Annotated in this window: 12 protein-coding genes and 1 tRNA gene; 6 read left to right on the top strand and 7 right to left on the bottom strand. The window is 69.4% G+C overall.

Going from position 1 to position 16000, the window contains the following annotated elements; all coding sequences use genetic code 11:
* The first annotated feature begins 8 nt into the window (after positions 1 to 8).
* Positions 9 to 84: transfer RNA gene (locus C6A86_RS26000), tRNA-Thr, on the top strand.
* Positions 85 to 105: 21 nt separating this feature from the next.
* Here the strand turns inward: C6A86_RS26000 and C6A86_RS25995 are convergent.
* Entirely contained in the window at positions 106 to 960 is an 855-nt protein-coding gene (locus tag C6A86_RS25995) for a lysophospholipid acyltransferase family protein (RefSeq protein WP_105361404.1), read from the bottom strand.
* A 47-nt stretch (positions 961 to 1007) separates the two neighbouring features.
* Between C6A86_RS25995 and C6A86_RS25990 the strand changes: the two genes are divergently transcribed.
* Entirely contained in the window at positions 1008 to 1577 is a 570-nt protein-coding gene (locus C6A86_RS25990) for a TetR/AcrR family transcriptional regulator (protein WP_105361405.1), read from the top strand.
* On the opposite strand, the gene C6A86_RS25985 is transcribed toward C6A86_RS25990, so the two are convergent.
* The 3 genes from C6A86_RS25985 to galE all read right to left on the bottom strand — a co-directional run bounded on the left by C6A86_RS25985 (position 1574) and on the right by galE (position 4776).
* Positions 1574 to 1942 carry a hypothetical protein gene (locus C6A86_RS25985; protein ID WP_311100923.1) on the bottom strand — a complete coding sequence of 123 codons (369 nt, stop codon included), beginning with the start codon at positions 1940 to 1942 and terminating at the stop codon, positions 1574 to 1576. The two genes, C6A86_RS25990 and C6A86_RS25985, sit on opposite strands and share 4 nt — an antisense overlap.
* Before the next feature lie 61 nt (positions 1943 to 2003).
* Positions 2004 to 3764 carry a hypothetical protein gene (locus C6A86_RS25980; RefSeq protein ID WP_105365490.1) on the bottom strand — a complete coding sequence of 587 codons (1761 nt, stop codon included), beginning with the start codon at positions 3762 to 3764 and terminating at the stop codon, positions 2004 to 2006.
* Between the two features lie 28 nt (positions 3765 to 3792).
* Positions 3793 to 4776, bottom strand: coding sequence for a UDP-glucose 4-epimerase GalE (gene galE, locus C6A86_RS25975; RefSeq protein ID WP_105365489.1), 984 nt, complete (start codon positions 4774 to 4776; stop codon positions 3793 to 3795).
* 137 nt (positions 4777 to 4913) lie between these two features.
* On the opposite strand from galE, the gene C6A86_RS25970 reads away from it, so the two are divergent.
* Together C6A86_RS25970 and C6A86_RS25965 are read left to right on the top strand one after the other, a co-directional pair.
* The gene (locus tag C6A86_RS25970) at positions 4914 to 6713 is read left to right on the top strand and encodes an amidohydrolase family protein (protein WP_105365488.1); all 1800 of its coding nucleotides are present in this window, start codon (positions 4914 to 4916) and stop codon (positions 6711 to 6713) included.
* Between the two features lies 1 nt (position 6714).
* Positions 6715 to 7299 carry a TetR/AcrR family transcriptional regulator gene (locus tag C6A86_RS25965; protein ID WP_105365487.1) on the top strand — a complete coding sequence of 195 codons (585 nt, stop codon included), beginning with the start codon at positions 6715 to 6717 and terminating at the stop codon, positions 7297 to 7299.
* On the opposite strand, the gene C6A86_RS25960 is transcribed toward C6A86_RS25965, so the two are convergent.
* The 3 genes from C6A86_RS25960 to C6A86_RS25950 are packed head-to-tail and all read right to left on the bottom strand — an operon-like array spanning position 7300 to position 13768.
* Positions 7300 to 8550 carry a lipopolysaccharide biosynthesis protein gene (locus C6A86_RS25960; RefSeq protein ID WP_105365486.1) on the bottom strand — a complete coding sequence of 417 codons (1251 nt, stop codon included), beginning with the start codon at positions 8548 to 8550 and terminating at the stop codon, positions 7300 to 7302. It abuts the gene before it with no gap.
* Positions 8547 to 9887, bottom strand: a complete 1341-nt coding sequence (locus tag C6A86_RS25955) for a M1 family metallopeptidase (RefSeq protein ID WP_105365485.1) — start codon at positions 9885 to 9887, stop codon at positions 8547 to 8549. Before C6A86_RS25955 ends, C6A86_RS25960 begins: the two co-directional genes overlap by 4 nt.
* Positions 9884 to 13768, bottom strand: coding sequence for a Pls/PosA family non-ribosomal peptide synthetase (locus C6A86_RS25950; protein ID WP_105365484.1), 3885 nt, complete (start codon positions 13766 to 13768; stop codon positions 9884 to 9886). Before C6A86_RS25950 ends, C6A86_RS25955 begins: the two co-directional genes overlap by 4 nt.
* A gap of 133 nt (positions 13769 to 13901) precedes the next feature.
* On the opposite strand from C6A86_RS25950, the gene C6A86_RS25945 reads away from it, so the two are divergent.
* Positions 13902 to 14297, top strand: coding sequence for a hypothetical protein (locus C6A86_RS25945; RefSeq protein ID WP_105365483.1), 396 nt, complete (start codon positions 13902 to 13904; stop codon positions 14295 to 14297).
* A gap of 89 nt (positions 14298 to 14386) precedes the next feature.
* Positions 14387 to 15976 carry an aldehyde dehydrogenase (NADP(+)) gene (locus C6A86_RS25940; RefSeq protein WP_105365482.1) on the top strand — a complete coding sequence of 530 codons (1590 nt, stop codon included), beginning with the start codon at positions 14387 to 14389 and terminating at the stop codon, positions 15974 to 15976.
* The last annotated feature ends 24 nt before the right edge of the window (positions 15977 to 16000 follow it).

Genomic DNA, 16000 nt, shown 5'->3' with positions numbered 1-16000 from the left:
AAGAGCGCGCCACCCTAGCTCAGTCGGTAGAGCAATTCACTCGTAATGAATAGGTCAGGGGTTCGATTCCCCTGGGTGGCTCCACGTTCTCGTGCACCGCGGCCGTCACGGCTGCACGGCATCGCGCCAGGCCAGCGGATTCAACTCGCGGTAGGGGTCGCCTGCCCGGATCTCCTGCACGTCGGCCAGTACCGCCTCCAGCGATGTCTGGGTCCGTTGTTTCACGGTGTCCGCCCACTCCGGCGCGGATACGCCGGCCGGCCTGGCGGTGTCGATCGGCTCGGCGAAGCGCAGGTACATCCGCTGCGGGCGCGGTATCAGGGTGGGGCCGATACCGCGCAACAGCGGCATCGCCATATCGCCGGGGGCACCCAGCGCCTTGGCGATGCGCTGGCTGAACCGCCCGAACAGCCCGTCGCGGGAGGTCAGGCTGCGGTATACGTCGTCGCCGCCGATGAGCCCGGCCGGCACGATCGGATAGTCGTGTTCGGCCGCTATGCGCGCGAATCCGGCCCGGTCCTGCCAGCGCAGGGTGTTCTCCTCGCCCTTGAACTTCGCGATCTCACGTCCGCCGCCGGGGAACACCAGGATCGTCTGGCCATGGCGCATCAACTCGCCCGCGGATTCCGGGGAGCCGACCGTCGCACCGCAGGCCGCCAGCAGGTCGGCCGCGGGCCCGGGCATGGTGCCGAACCGGCGATCGGTCAGCGGGCGCACCAACGTGCCGATTTCGCGACGCACCAGATACGGGATCAGGAATCCCTCGGTGCCGGACTGGGTGTGATTGCCCACCAACAGGAATCGTCCGTCGCGGGGGAGGTGCTCGAGTCCGTCGACAAAGGGTCGCCAGAGGTCGATGAGCGGGGCGGCGTTGTCGGCGACCGTCTCGACCACCCGCCGAATCGCCTGAATGCGAGTCGGCTGGTCCATCAATCTCTCGGTGTTCGTCATGACTGTCATGGCTTCACAATACCGAACGAACTGGTTCGTCTGGTTATGCTTTCGCTGTGAGAACCACGACCGAACTGCGCGCCGAGATCCTCGCCGCGGCGCGCACCGAGTTCGCGCAGCACGGACTGGCCGGCGCCCGGATCGATCGCATCGCGCGTGCGGCCCACGCCAGCAAGGAACGGTTGTACGCGCATTTCGGGGACAAAGAGACGTTGTTCAGGGAGGTCCTTGCCGCCGACGCCGCCGAGTTCTACCGCTCGGTCACGCTGCGGCCGGAGGCCGTCGAGGAATTCGTCGGCGGAATCTTCGACCTGGCCTGCCGCGAACCCGCCCACCTCCGGATGATCACGTGGGCCCAGCTCGAGGGGTTCGCCCTCGGTCCGCCGGAAGTCGAGGGTCAACCCTTTCCGGATCAGGCGATCCGGGCCATCGAGGTGGCCCAGGATGCCGGGCATGTCGATCCCGCGTGGCGGCCGGACGATCTGATCGTGCTGCTGTTCGCCATCGGGCTGTCCTGGGCGCATTCGCCCCACCCCGACGCCACCACCGACGATTCCGGGATCCTTGCCCACCGGCGTGCCGTCGCGGTCGACGCCGCACGCCGACTGATCGCGACTCGGCCCTAACCGGCCCTGCGCTGGGATTCCTTGCGCTCGGCGAGCCGCCGCCACAGGTCCTCGAGATCGATATCGTTGGGCTGGCGCGGCCGACGGTGATGGAACAGCGAGTCGTCGTGGCTGGCCGGGCAGTGAAAACGGTGCAGCTGCAGACATTTTGCCGGCCAGCGCGGCTCGTACTCGTCGTCGAGGTCGATGACCTGACGCGTCGAACGCCGGATCGCGAACCGGTTACCGGCCGCGCTCTCATCGGTGGCGACCATCTCGGCGTGGAACAGTCGCCAGCCGCCATAGGCCATCTGCAACCAGACCGTATCGGTGCCGCAGTGCTTGCACGGCGCGACCGCCGACGGTCGCGAGTCTGTCCGGTCCATGTGATCAGGCTAGGGACACCTACCGACATGTCGGGTCCGCACACGCCGTGACGGGCGGAAACTATCGGGGCGCCACGAATCCGATCGGACCGGAGGCGACACACACCGACAGCGCTGCGGTGTTCGCGCTCACGCGGACGGCGTCACCCGCGCCGGACAGCCGCACGAACACCCGGTTCAGCCCGGGATGCACCGGAACCTTCACCGGCAGGCCCTCGGCCAGCGACATGGTGAGCGATCCCTCGCTGTTGGCCAGATAGTTGATCTCCGCCGTCCAGTCCGCAGGCAGCAACGGCCCGTCCAGCGGCATGACGACCTCGGAGTCCTCGGTCTGCACCAGGTATCCGCAGTTGGGCGCGGGCCCGGGGACGATGGTGCGTACCCAGGTGACGAGCGCGTCGCGCAGCCGGCCTGTGCTGTCGAGAACTCTCAGTTCTGTGGTGGCACTGTTGAATTCGGGGCGTTCGGGCAGCAGCGCGAACATGTGGCTGGCCAGATTCTCCGGGGCGGCCACCCGCTGCATGATCATGGGGTCGACCTCCTGATCCAACAGTGGCGCCGCCAGTGGGTCCACCGAGGCCAACCCGGTGCGGGCGTTGTCCAGGTAGGCCGGGACCGGGCTGTCCTGCCAGGCCCGCAGGAAGGTCGCCGTCGAGTACAGGCTGCTGCCGACGAAAGCCGCCGCGAGGACGGTGACCGCCACGGATCGGGTGGGTGAGGCATCCAGACACCGCGACGACGCGCGGTTCGGGGCACAGAAGGCCACCGCGGCAAGCAGGGCCAGGACCACCACCAGATCGGGCAGATAGCGCAGGGTCTGGGCCAGCTCCAGGGCAGTGAACTGCGATGAGCGCATCAGGTAGATCGGCACCTGGCAGGCCACCGCATAGCCGACGGCGGCCAGCCACACCGGGCCGATGCGCTCCTTGCGGGCCAGCGACACCGCCGCCACGGCGGCCACTACCAGCCAACCCAGCACCATGACCATCACCGAGGGCGTGGCCCACGGGGATGCCGGCGCCCAGCGCTGCCAGTCCCACGGCCCACCGGCCAACCCGGGAACGATGCCGTGGGTCACCGAACGCAGGAGCAGATCCCAGGTCATGCCGAGGTCCAGCGACCACCGCTGCTGGTCGACAACGATCAGGTACACCCCGATCCAGGCGGCGGTCACCGCGAGAAGACCACTCCAGAGCCGGATTCCGCGGCGCCAGACCTCCGCGACGGAGGCGCCGGTCACCCAGGCCAGCAGCGCCGCCACCGTGAACGCGACGAACGGGATGACTGCGGACTTCTCGAAGAACAGCAGCCCGCCGAGATAGACCAGGATGCCGGTCGCGGCGTAGCGGCGATTCCCGGTGCGTACCAACAGGATCGCGTCGGCGCATACCCAGGCCAGCGCGGCCAGCATGGGCAACGAGTTCAATCCGGCCGCCCACCAGGCGAAACCGGGCACCGTCAGCGGGGTGAACAGCGCGAAGGTGAGCGGTATCAGCAGCACCGGGCGCCAGCCCAGGATCACGTGCAGTGCCCGCAGCAGCGCCGCCGACGCCAGCAGCTGCAGCACCAGCAGGCTGATCGCCGGGCCTGCCCATTCCAGTGGCGCCAGCCGGGTGATGGCGCCGGCCACCAGGAAGGCCCCCGGCATCACGTGCCCGTCATGATCGTCGAACAGGTACTGCGCGGACAGCAGGCTCTGGGTGCCGGCCCGGCCGATCAGGATCAGGTCATCCCAGTAGAAGTCGCCGCCGAAGGCCAGCGCGGACCGGACCAGCAGCTGCACCGCGATCAGCGCGACGGCACCCCTAGCGACCCAGTTCATCGGTTGCGACTGTACGGAGCCGTTGCCTTCAGCCCGCGGTCGGATAGCTTTCGCCGGCGGCCTGGCGGGCCGCCCATGCAGATGCCACCATATCGGTCAGCGAATGTCGCATCCGCCAGTCCAGATCGCGCGCCGCCAGCTCCCCGGCCGCCACGATGCGGGCTGGATCTCCAGGTCTGCGCGGGGTGACCGCAGGATCGAAATCGATTCCGGTGACATCGCGGATGGCCGTCATGATCTCGCGTACCGATGTGCCCGAGCCGCTGCCCAAGTTGTACACGGCCTCGACGGGTTCACCTGTCGCCAGTCGGTGCGCGGCCGCGACGTGTGCCGAGGCCAGATCCGAGACATGCACGTAGTCGCGCACGCAGGTTCCGTCGGGTGTGGCGTAGTCCCCGCCGTTGATCTGCGGGATCTGGCCGTGGAAGAGCATGTCCAATACCTTGGGGAACAGGTTGTGCGGGCTGCGGTCGTAGATGTCGGGCGAGCCGGACCCGACCACGTTGAAATACCGCAGGCTGGTGTGGCGCAGTTCTCGGGAGCGGGCCACGTCGCGAAGGAGCCATTCCCCGATGAGTTTGCTTTCGCCATAGGGTGATTCGGGCGAAGTGGGGGTTCGCTCGTCGACCACCTCGACATCGGGGGTTCCGTAGGTCGCCGCGCTGCTGGAGAAGACGATCTGGTTCACGCCGGTCTTGGCCATCGCTGCGAGCAGCACCGTCATGGCCGTGACGTTCTGCTGGTAGGTGTGCAGCGGGTGCTTCACCGACTCGCCCGCATACTTGTATCCGGCGACGTGCACCACTCCGGTCACCCGGTGATCGCGCAGCGTCGACTCGACGGTGTCGGCATCGAGCAGATTTGCTCTGACGAGTTCGACTCCGTCGGGGACGAACTGCGCCAACCCGGTGGAGAGGTCATCGATCACGACCACCGGGGTGTTCGCATCGGTGAGCGCCCGGACGACGTGCGATCCGATATAGCCTGCGCCTCCGGTCACCAACCAGGTCACGTGATCTCCCTATCTGCGGATCGTCCGAGGTCACCATGCTGTCACAGGGCTGTGGCAGGCAAACGGCTCCGGGTGCCAGCGCGATGAGACCGGTGAAAAAGATTGTGAGTGATCACTATCTAACCTAGCCTGGGCCCATGCCCTATGACGTGATCATCCGCAACGGTCTGTGGTTCGACGGCACCGGGCGCCCGCCGCTGACCCGCTCCCTGGGTATTCGCGATGGCCTCGTCGCCGAGGTGTCGGCCGCTGCGCTGGACGAGACCGGTTGCCCCGAGGTCATCGACGCGACCGGCAAATGGGTGACCCCCGGTTTCATCGATGTGCACACCCACTACGACGCCGAGGTGCTGCTCGACCCGGGTCTGCGCGAATCGGTGCGCCACGGTGTCACCACCGTGCTGCTCGGCATGTGCTCACTGTCCACCGTGTACGCCGACACCGAGGACGCCGCCGACCTGTTCAGCCGCGTCGAGGCCGTGCCGCGGCAGTTCGTGCTCGGTGCGCTGGCCGCCCACAAGACGTGGTCGAACCCCGCCGAGTACGTGGCCGCCATCGACGCCCTGCCGCTGGGCCCGAACATCGCCTCGCTGCTGGGGCACTCGGACCTGCGCGCCTCGGTGCTGGGACTCGACCGTGCCACCACCCGTGGCGTGACGCCCACCGAGGCCGAGCTGGAGACGATGGCGCAGCGCCTCGATGCCGCGCTGGACGCCGGGATGCTCGGCATGTCCGGGATGGACGCCGCCATCGACAAGCTCGACGGCGACCGGTTCCGGTCCCGCGCGTTGCCCTCCACCTTCGCGACATGGCGGGAGCGTCGCCGGCTGATCAAGGTGCTGCGCCGGCGCGGCCGCATCCTGCAGAGCGCACCGAACGTCGCCAAGGCCCACGAGGCGTTGAACTTCTTCCTGGAGAGCAGCGCAATGTTCGGCCGTCGGCGCGGGGTGAAGATGAGCCTGCTGGTCTCGGCCGACGCCAAGTCCGCACCCGGGGCCGTGCACGTGCTGGGCCGCGGCACCCGGCTGTTGAACCGGGTGCTGGACGCGAAGGTGCGGTTCCAGCATCTGCCGGTGCCGTTCGAACTGTATTCCGACGGAATCGATCTGCCGGTGTTCGAGGAGTTCGGGGCTGGTACGGCGGCGCTGCACCTGCGCGATCAGCTGGAGCGCAACACGCTGCTCGCCGACCCCGAGTACCGCCGCCGGTTCCGTAGGTCCTTCGACCGCCGCAAGCTCGGACCCGCGTTGTGGCACCGCGACTTCCACGACGCCAAGATCGTGGGCTGCCCCGATGCATCGCTGATCGGCAAGAGTTTCGGTCAGATCGCCGATGAGCGCGGTATCCACCCGCTCGACGCCTTCCTGGACGTGCTCGTGGAGAACGGCGAGCGCAATGTGCGCTGGACGACCATCGTGGCCAACCATCGCCCGGAGCAGCTCGACAAGCTCGCCGACGAGCCGTCGGTGCACATGGGGTTCTCGGATGCCGGTGCGCACCTTCGCAATATGGCGTTCTACAACTATGCGCTGCGGCTGCTCAAGCGGGTGCGCGATGCCGATGAGGCGGGTCGGCCGTTTCTCACCCCGCAGCGCGCGGTGCACCGGCTGACGGCCGAGGTGGCCGATTGGTTCGGGCTGGACGCCGGCACCCTGCGCCGCGGTGACCGTGCCGACTTCGTGGTGATAGACGTCAGCGCGCTGGATGATTCGGTCAACGCCTATCACGAGGCGACGGTGCCCTTCTATGGTGACCTGAGCCGCATGGTGAACCGCAACGACGCCACCGTCATCGCCACCGGAGTCAACGGCCAGGTGGTGTTCACCCGGGGTGAGTTCCGCGACGGCTACGGCACGACGGTGCGATCCGGGCGCTACCTGCGCGCCGGCGCATCGGATTCCCCGTCGCTGCGCTCGACCGGCTCGGCCACCGTCTGAGATGGCCCGCACCCAGCAGCAGCGCCGCGCGGACACCATTGCGCGGCTTCTGGACGCCAGCATCGCGACCATCGTCGAGATGGGTTACGCGCGGGCATCGGCGGCGGTCATCGCCAAACGGGCCGGCCTTTCGGTCGGTGCGTTGTTCCGGCATTACCCGACGATGGGGGACTTCATGGCCGCCACCGGGTATGAGGTGCTGCGTAGGCAGCTCGAATCGTTCAGCAAGCAGGTGGCTCAGATCCCGAGCGGCGAACCGGCGCTGCCCGCAGTGCTCTCCGTGCTGCGCGATATCACGGCCAGCGACACCAACGCTGTGCTCTACGAGTTGATGGTCGCCGCCCGTACCGATGAAAAGCTGCGCGCCACCCTGCATGTCGTGCTCACCGAGTACAGCGCCAAGATCTTCGATGCCGCCGGCGCGGTCACGCCCACAGATGGACTCCCCGACGACGCCAGGGCCGTGCTGACGGCGATCCTGACCAACACCTTCGACGGTGCGGCCATCCTGCGGCCGGTGATGGCCGACCCGGAGTTCGAGGAGCGCAAACTCGCGATGCTGGCCGATATGCTCGGCCGCTACTGACTACCCGCGATCGGCCGCGGCGAGTGCGTACAGGTGCACGGCGATGCCCACGATCGGCCCGCACAACAACGCGATGACGGTCCGGGTCTCCAGGTCCAGCGGGAGGAGCAGCAGCGCCACCGCGGCCAGCGTGGCGCCAACCCACCCCGCCGCATACGCGCGGTGCAGCGCCGCCGCGACGGCAGCCGCACCGGTGAGGGTGAGCAGGGCGATGGCCACTGCACCCGCGGTGAACCAGGCCAGCAGCCCGCCCGCGGCCTGATAGTCGGGGCCGAAGGCGCTGCGCAGCAGCCACGGTCCGGCCGACCAGGCGGCTACCACACCAAGGCCGCCGATCGTGGTCACCGCCACGGCCGGCACCACCAGCGCCCGCAGACGACGGTGGCTCTGGTCCACGAAGTGCGCGATCAGGTTGCCCTGCATGGCGGTCAGCGGTACCAGCAGCGGTGCCCGGGTGAGCGTCACCGCCAGGATCACCACGCCCCCTGCCGCGCCGAGTTCACCGGTGGTGGCCTTGAGCAGCACCGGGAAACCCATGATGAGGACGGCGCTGGCGCCGGCCGCGGCCACCGAGTGGAAGGCTCCGGTCAGAAAGGTACGGGCGCTGCCCGCGGCCGTCAGCCGGGCCGCGTCGCGAGTCGCCGGCGAGAGCGCCAACAGGATCAGCCAGGCCACCGACCCGGCGACGGTGGCCCACAGGAAACCCGCCAGCCCCCACCCCAGCACGAAGGCGGTTGCGGCGATCGCCACCCGAAACGCCGCATCGGTCACCATCAGCGACCCGTACTGCGTCCAGCGGTCCACCCCGGCGAGCATCCCGAGCAGCGTTGCGTGCAAGCAGAATCCGGCCAGCCCGATGCTCAACAGGACCACGCTCAGCACCTGGTCCTCGGTGAACACCCGGGCCGACCACAGCGGCGCGGTGACCGCGATCAGCACCGCGGAGCCGATGCCGACGACGGCGGCGATCCGCATGGGCCGCGTGGTGGCGGCGGGACGGTGTTGCCCGCGCATCGCGCGGACCTCGCGGGTGGATTCCTGCAGCAGGCCGTTGGCGGCGCCGCTGACCAGCCCGAACGCCCCCCAGAACACCCCGAACAGGGAGAACCCGGCCGGGTCCAGGTCACGGGCGGCCAGATAGAGCACGGCGTACCCGCACAGCGCGGACAGTGCGGTGGCGACCCCGACGCGGGCGACGCTTCCCCGCGTCACCGGACCGCGGGCCGGCACCGCCGCGCTGGCGTCGGTCACAGGTCCGGTACGTCCTTGGAGTACAGCCAGCGGTCCCACAGTGTGCGCAGCGACACGTCGGCGTGATTGGCAGCCAGGCCGGTGAAGTCATCGGTGACGGCTGTGCTGTGCCGGTACCGGGTGGTCCAATCACGAAGCAGCGCAAAGAAGTTGTCGTCGCCGATCACGCCGCGCAGCGCATGCAGGGTGAGCGCACCCCGTTTGTACACCCGGTCGTCGAACATATCGGCCGGGCCCGGGTCGGTCAGCAGCAGGTTCTGGGGTGAGTCCTTCAGCCTGCGGTGATACGACCGCGCCCGCTCGTCGGCGCTGGGGCCGCCGGACTCCTCGGACCACAGCCACTCCGCATAGCAGGCGAATCCCTCGTGCAACCAGATGTCACGCCAGCGGCGCACCGTCACCGAGTTGCCGAACCACTGATGGGCGAGTTCGTGGGCGATCAACCGCTCCGCGCTGCGCCTGCCGTCGCAATGGTTGGCTCCGAATATCGAAAGCCCTTGCGCCTCAAGTGGTATCTCCAGATCGTCATCGGTGACGACGACGGTGTAACCGCCCGCGAGCGGGTAGGGGCCGAACTGGCGGGTGAACAGCTTCATCATCTGGGGCTGCCGGCCGAAATCGTGTTCGAAGTTGCGCCGCAACCGGTCCGGGAGGACGGCGTGCATGGGTACCGGGCTCTTCTGCAGCCGGTGGCGGTTGTACTCGCCGATCTGCAGGGTGATGAGGTAGGTCGAGGTCGGCTCGGTCTGCTCGTAGACCCAGGTGGTGAAGCTGGCCCGCACCTGCTTGGACAGCAGTTCACCGTTGGCCAGCGCGTAGTACGGGCTTTCGGTGCTGATCCGGATGTGGAAGCTGGCCTTGGCGGCCGGATGATCGTCGCAGGGGAACCAGGAGGCCGCGCCGTTGGGCTGTCCGGCCACCAGGGCGCCGTTGGACAGCTCCTCGAAACCGACCTCGCCCCATAGGGTTCGCAGCGGCTTGGGGGTTCCGCCGTAGCGGACCGCGACGGTCATCGCCGCACCGGCGGGCAGCGTGGCGCCGAGCGTGATGTGTAGCTTGCCCGCCGACGTCCGGAACTGGGCGGGGCGCCGGCCGTTGACCGTCACCTTCGACACCGACAGCGCGTCGGACAGGTCCAGGGTGAAGGTGCGCAGGGCGGCCAGCGTCGCCGCGGTGATCGTGACGGTCCCGGCGAGACGGTTGATCGCCACCTTGTATTCGAGATCCAATTCGTACCGCGACACCCGGTAGCCGAAGTTACCGTTGCGGGGCAGGTAGGGGTCGATGACCGGGGGTTGGTGTGCCGCCTTGCGGGCAGCTTTCTTGGCGGGCGTCACCGGTCGTGCTTCTTCGGCCGTTTGATCGTCCACGGCGCAATCGGGTTGCCCTGCCACCTGGTCCACCGCGGCACCTCGTCACCGCGCATCACCAGCGATGCCGGTCCGACGGTGGCGCCCTCGCCGATCCGCGATGCCGGCAGAGCCACACAGTGCGGGCCCAGTGTCGCGCCCTCGTCGAGGATGACGGTGTCCATCCGCATGATCCGGTCGTGAAAGAGGTGGGTCTGCACCACGCAGCCGCGGTTGACGGTGCTGCCGTCGCCCAGGGTGATCAGGTCCGCCTCGGGCAGCCAGTACGTCTCGCACCACACCCCGCGGCCGATCTTCGCACCGAGCCCGCGCAGCCAGATGTTCATCACCGGAGTGCCGGTGGCGGCCCGGGCGAACCACGGTGCGGCCACCGTCTCCACGAAGGTGTCCGAGACCTCATTGCGCCACACGAACGATGACCACAACGGGTGCTCGATGGCGTCGATACGGCCCACCACAAGCCATTTCGCCGCCACCGCGATGGCTCCGGCCACCGCTCCGGCGATCAGGAGCACCAGCCCGCCGGCCAGCGCGGTCCAGCCGTAGCCGATGGCATCGGCCAGCTGGTGCAGCGCGGCCAGCACCGCGACGCCGATCGCGAAGGTCACGATGACCGGGATGAGGCGGCAGGTCTCCACGGCCGAGCGCATCACCCGCAGCTTGACCGACGGATTGAAGGTGCGGATCACATCGGCGGTAGTGGGTTTGCGGCGCAACCGGATCGGCGGGCTGCCCAGCCACGACGAGCCGGCCTTGGACTTGTGCGGTGCCGCCGACAGCACCGCCACCAGACCGTCGTCGGGGACCCGGCGTCCCGGCTGGGTGATGCCGGAGTTGCCGAGGAATGCGCGTTTGCCGATCGTCGCCTTCGCGACGTGGATCCATCCGCCGCCGAGTTCGTAGGAGGCCACCATGGTGTCATCGGCCAGGAACGCGCCGTCCTGCACCTCGGTGAACTTCGGGGTCAGCAGCGCTGTCGAGATCTCGGTGTCCTTACCGATTTTCGCGCCGAGCAGGCGTAGCCACCACGGTGTCAGCAGGCTGGCGTAGATGGGGAACAGGTAGTTGCGCGCGGCATCCATCAGCCGCTCGGTGGCCCACAACTGCCAGCCGACGCGGCTGCGCACCGGGTGATAGCCCTCGGTCAGGCCTGCCGAGAGCAGGCGCACCCCGATCACCGTCAGCCCCGCGTACACCACCATTGCCACCAGTGCCGCCACCGGTGTCCAGGCCAGGGCGGGGAGCAGGGCGTCGGCCGGGGTGGCGGTGCCGCGGATGGCCCAGCCAAGCACGGCGAGCCCGGCGGCCAGCGCGGCCAGCGGCAGCCCACCCAGCAGCATCGATGTCACGCTGTAGAAGGCCACCCACACCGGTGCGCGGCCGGGCCGCTCCTGCGGCCAGGGGTGGCGTGCCTTACCGGATTTCGCTGCCGGCGAACCCTTCCAGTACTGGCCGTTCTTCACCTTGCCGACCACGCCGGAGCCCGCGGCGACATCGGCGTTCTTGCCGACGACCGCGCCCGGGAAGAGGGTGGTGCGCGCGCCGATGGTGGAGTCGTTGCCGACGGTGATCGGTCCGACATGGAACACGTCGCCGTCGATCCAGTGTCCGGTCAGGTCGACCTCGGGTTCGATGGAACAACGGTGGCCCAGGGTCAGCATGCCGGTGACCGGCGGCGCCGAGTGCAGGTCGACCCCTTTGCCGACCGTATTGCCAAGGGCGCGAGCGTAATACACCAGCCACGGGGCGCCGGCCTGATTCTCCGCACCGCTGGCCTCGGCCAGTCGCTCGGCGAACCAGACGCGCAGATGCTCGCTACCGCCGCGGCGGTAGCTGCCCGGCTGCAATCCCGACAGCAGGGTGCGGGCGCCGAGTACGGCGATGCCCATCCGGCCCGGCGGGGTGATGAAGAGCAGGAAGCCGGCGACGATCCACCACCAGTTCGCCGTTGCCGCCCACGGCACCAGCTCGGTGGCGGCCGCGATGTTGTTGAGGATCGCCAGCCAGATCACCCACTGCAGGCCGGTCAGCGTCGCCAGCGGCAACGACATCGCCACCTGCGCCAGTTGGGTCAGCACCGGTGTCGGCTTCACATCGCGGCGCACCACCTCCGGCGGCGGGGCCAGCTCGTCGAGGTAACCGGCCAGTGAGCCGAGCCGGGGGTGGTCGTACAGATCGGCGACGGTCACCTGCGGGTAGCGTCCGCGGACCGCGGTGACCAGTTGCGCGGCCGACAGGGATCCACCGCCGAGGGCGAAGAAATCGGCCTCCGGGCCATCCACCGCCGCGGCCAGCACATCGCGCCACAGGCCGGCCAGCCAGCCCATGGTGCCGCCGAGGTCGGGTTCCTCCTCCGCGGCTGCTCCGGGCGGGGGCCACGGCAGCGCGTTGCGGTCGACCTTGCCCGAGGTCCGGGTGGGCAGTTCGTCGAGCAGGACCAGTCGGGGCACCAACGCCGCGGGCAGGGCCTCCGACAGCGCGGTGCGGGCCGCGGCCACGTCGAAGCCCGGATCGGCACTGGCGATGTAGCCGACCAGCAGGGGAGTGCCGCTGGTGGTACGGCGCACCGCGGCCGCCCCGCCGCTGACGCCGGGCAGGTTCACCAGCGCGGCGTCCACCTCGCCCAGTTCGATGCGGCGTCCACCGACCTTGACCTGGTCGTCGGCGCGACCCTGGAAGTACAGGCCGTCGGCCTCCAGCCGCACCAGGTCCCCGCTGCGGTAGGCGCGTGCCCAGCCCAGCGTCGGCATCGGTGCGTATTTCTCGGCGTCCTTCTCGGGGTCCAGGTACCGGGCCAGCCCGACACCGCCGATGACGAGTTCGCCGGTTTCGCCCAGCCCGACCGGCAGCCCGTCCTTGTCGACGACGACGAGGTCCCAGCCGGCCAGCGGCAGCCCGATGCTCACCGCGGATCTTCCGTCCAGCGGCGCCGCGCAGGCCACCACGGTCGCCTCGGTGGGGCCGTAGGTGTTCCATACCTCGCGACCGTCGACGGCGAGGCGTTCGGCCAGTTCGGGTGGGCAGGCCTCGCCGCCGAAGATCAGCAGCCGGACGGCTTCCAGCGCCTCGGCGGGCCACAGCGCGGCCAGGGTCGGGACGGTCGAGACGACGGTGATGTCGCGGGTCACCAGCCACGGACCCAGGTCCATACCGCTGCGCACGAGCGACCGCGGAGCGGGCACCAGGCAGGCGCCGTGGCGCCAGGCCAGCCACATCTCCTCGCAGGATGCGTCGAAGGCGACCGACAGCCCGGCGAGCACCCGGTCACCGGGGCCCAGCGGCGCGCCGGCGAGGAACATCCGGGCCTCGGCGTCGACGAAGGCGGCCGCGTTGCGGTGGGTGACCGCCACACCCTTGGGTGTACCGGTCGATCCGGAGGTGAAGATGATCCAGGCGTCATCGCGGGTCAGCGGTGCCGCCGCTCGCCAGCCGCGCGAGGATCCCGGGCCGCGCACCAGGCCCGCGTCGGTGATGATGGCCACCACCTGCGCCTCCCCGAACACGAGTGCGGCCCGTTCTTCGGGGTCGTCGGCGTCGACCGGGACGTAGGCGGCCCCGGTGGCAAGGGTGGCCAGGATCGCGGTGTAGAGCGCGTAGCTGCCCGAGGCCATCCGGATGCCGACGCGATCGCCGCGGCCGACGCCGCGGGCGGCGAGCCACTGCACGCTCTCTTCGATATCGCTGACCAGTTCCGAATAGGTCAGCTGCACGTCGCCGTCATCGATCGCGGGGGCATCCGGGAAACGGTTCGCGGTGTCGTAGAGGACGTCGATCAGGGTCCGCGGGGGAGCTGCCGCCGGGGAAAGTAGGTACTGGGGAGGTATGGCCTGCCCGGGCTCCGCTGTCACTGTTACAAACTACTAAGCCACCCGACCGGCCCGCGCGCGGCGCGCTGCCCCGCCATGTTGCGTTCACGTCGTGCTGATCGCAACCATGGGCCGCTCGCGCCCCTCTTCGTAGCGTGGCGGGGTGCGGTTATTCGTGGCGGATGAAGCGTGGAGTGAACTGACCTGCGGTCCCGAGCCGGTGGTCCGGGTGGCCGCCGCCGACCTGCAGCAAGCCCGCCGGACCCGGGCCCGGCTCCGCGATGACGACGCCGATGTGGCGGTGATCCTGGACGTCACCGTGGCGGTGGCCGGGGATGTGCGTGCCGCCTGTGCCTCGTTCGGCGCCGACGAGTCCGGCCGCGGTGTGCGCTATGCGGGGACCGTGCGCGGGCTGGCCGGTCTGATCGCCGATATCGAGACCGCCGGGGTGGCCGACGGCGTCACGCTGGTGGGCGTCGCGTCACCGCCGAGCGCCACACCGCTGGACCTGGCTGAGATCGGCCGTACCGTGCTGGCGGTTCTCGAGCAGCGCCGCCGAATCTGCGCCTAGCGCAGGGCCATAGATTGATTCATCCACTGCATTAGTTGGCGCTGAATCGGTCTTGGACATGAATGGATCGGCGTCTTAGCGTTAAGGCCATGACTGCCACCCTCGCCCATCAGCTGACCGGACAGATGATCATCGCGGGATCGCCCGTCAGCGGAACCGGTGCCGAGATCCGCGGATTCGACCCCGCCGCCGGTCAACCGCTCGAACCGGCCTACCGGCACGGCGACAGCGCCGACGTCGAGGCCGCCGCCGCCGCGGCCGCCGCCGCGTTCCCGGTCTACCGGGCCACCACGTCCGAGCAGCGCGCCCAGTTCCTCGAGGCAATCGCCGCGCGCATCGAAGCGGTCAAGGAAACCCTGATCGCCCGCGCCGTCGCCGAGAGCGGTCTGCCACAGGCCCGCATCACCGGCGAGGTCGGGCGCACCACCGGCCAGCTGCGGCTGTTCGCCGAAGTGCTGCGCGAGGGCAGCTGGAACGGCGCCCGCATCGACAACGCGCTGCCCGATCGTGCGCCGCTGCCGCGCCCCGACATCCGTCAGCGTTTCATCCCGCTGGGCCCGGTCGCGGTGTTCGGCGCCTCGAACTTCCCGCTGGCGTTCTCCGTCGCCGGCGGTGACACCGCCTCGGCGCTGGCCGCCGGGTGCCCCGTGGTCGTCAAGGGTCACGACGCGCACCCCGGCACCTCCGAGATCGTCGCGCGGGCCATTACCGACGCCGTCGCCGAGAGCGGCCTGCCCGCGGGCACCTTCTCGTTGCTGTTCGGCAGCGGTCCGGGACTGGGCATCGATCTGGTCACCGATCCGCGGATCAAGGCCGTCGGCTTCACCGGATCCCGCACCGGCGGAACGGCTCTGGTCGCCGCTGCCGCGGCGCGGCCCGAACCCATCCCGGTCTACGCCGAGATGAGCTCGATCAACCCCGTGTTCCTGCTCGACGGGGCGCTGAGCACCCGCGGCGCCGAACTCGGCACGGCGTTCATCGGCTCGCTCACCATGGGCTCGGGCCAGTTCTGTACCAACCCGGGCCTGGTCATCGCCGTCGACGGCCCCGGCCTGGACGCCTTCGTCGCCGCCGCCCGGGAGGCCGTCTCGGCCGCCCCCGCCACCCCGATGCTCACGCCGAACATCGCCGGCAGCTACGCGTCCGGCGTGGAGTCGCTGGCGGCCGCCGCCGCGCTGGTCGCGCGCGGCGTCGAAGGAAGTGAAACCTGCGGCCAGGCCGCACTTTTCACCACCGATGCGAAGAGCTTCCTGGCGTCGGAGGACCTGCAGGCCGAGGTGTTCGGGGCGACGAGTCTGATCGTGCGCTGCGCCGACGCGGCGGAGGTTGCCGTTGTCGCCCAGGGCATCGAGGGTCAGCTGACTGCGACCGTGCACGCCGACGACTCCGATCTCGACGCCGCACGCGAGTTGCTGCCGCTGCTCGAACTCAAGGCGGGCCGGATTCTGTTCAACGGCTGGCCGACCGGTGTCGAGGTGTGCCACGCCATGGTGCACGGAGGCCCGTTCCCCGCCACCTCGGATTCCCGGACCACCTCGGTCGGGGCCCGCGCCATCGAGCGCTTCCTGCGTCCGGTCGCCTACCAGGACGTCCCGAAGACATTGCTGCCCAGCGCCATTGCCGACGGGAACCCCGAGCAGATCTGGCGTCGCGTCGACGGCCGACTCTCCCAAGACTGACACACACCCACACCACACTCGAAA

Origin of the sequence: Mycobacterium sp. ITM-2016-00316 (assembly GCF_002968335.2) — a bacterium.
Lineage (GTDB): Bacteria > Actinomycetota > Actinomycetes > Mycobacteriales > Mycobacteriaceae > Mycobacterium.
The sequence above is the reverse complement of the archived record's forward strand: the minus strand, read 5'-3'. Positions and strand labels throughout refer to the sequence as shown.